Raw genomic sequence first — 1,177 nt, 5'->3', positions numbered from 1 at the left:
CGCCGACTTCGTCCTGGAGAGACGCCGCCTGGTTCGCCAGCGCTGAGGCGGCTCCCAACATCTCAGTGGCCGCGCTGCCGGTTTCGTCGGATGCTTGCGTGACCCCGGCAATGTTCTCGGACACGCTCTGCGACCCATCCGCGGCCCGCTGAACATTGCGGGCGATCTCCCGCGTCGCCGCGCCCTGCTCCTCGACCGCGGCAGCTATGCTGCCCGCGATCCGGCTCATCTCGACTATGGTCTCCCCAATACCGCGCAGCGCCGCCACTGACTCCTGCGTGGCACCCTGCATTTCGGCGACCTTGGTACTGATCTCCTCCGTCGCGCGCGCGGTCTGCGTCGCCAGCGTCTTCACCTCGGAGGCGACCACGGCGAATCCTTTACCTGCCTCTCCCGCACGGGCCGCCTCGATCGTGGCGTTCAGCGCCAGCAGGTTGGTACGGCTCGCTATGTCGCTGATCAGGCGGACCACGCTGCCAATCTCGGCCGCCGCCTCGCTCAACCCCTGCACCTTGCCGTCGGTGGCACGGGCCTGATCAACGGACCGATTCGCTATCTCGGTCGAAAGGCCGACCTGGCGCGCGATCTCGTCGACGCTGGACGCCAGTTCCTCCGTCGCCGCGGCGACCATCTGCATGTTGCTGGAGGACTCATCGGTCGCCTTGCTCACGGCCGCCGCGCGTTGGCTTGCGTCCTCGGCGGTGGACGTCAGGGAACGCGCCGAGCTTTGCATCGTCGTTGCAGCTGTCGACACGCCAGCGACGATGCCGCCAACGGACGCCTCAAAGGCATCGGCCAAGGATCGCATCGCCTCAGCCTTCTCGGCCTCCGCGCGCCGCGCCAGGACCTCCCGCTCTCGCGCCGCCTCTCGAATAGCGATCGCATTCTCCTTGAAGACCTGCACGGCCTGAGCCATCGCGCCGATCTCGTTCCGCGCATTGACGTGCGGGATTGCGGTGTCCAGCCGCCCTTCGGCGAGCTCGGTCATCGCTCGGGTCATGCTTTGAACCGGCCGCGCGATGGATCGTCCGACCAACCAGGCGATCACAAGCGAGACCAGCAGGACCGCGAAACCCAGCCCTGCCATCCAGGCCCGCTCTCCTGCGGCCTCCGCCTCCGCGGCGCCGCGGTCCAGAAGGATCTCGGCGACCGCGACGGCCTGCCCGGTCGAGTTCTC

1 protein-coding gene is annotated in these 1,177 nt (G+C 68.1%); it reads right to left on the bottom strand.

Features of this window, described 5'->3' with window-relative positions; genetic code table 11:
• The coding region (locus tag GXW71_RS34565) for a methyl-accepting chemotaxis protein (RefSeq protein WP_211858616.1) at nt 1-1,177 on the bottom strand (1,177 nt) is incomplete at both ends.

It is taken from the genome of Plastoroseomonas hellenica (assembly GCF_018129085.1).
Classification (GTDB): domain Bacteria; phylum Pseudomonadota; class Alphaproteobacteria; order Acetobacterales; family Acetobacteraceae; genus Plastoroseomonas; species Plastoroseomonas hellenica.
This window is presented reverse-complemented; position numbering and strand designations above follow the sequence as displayed.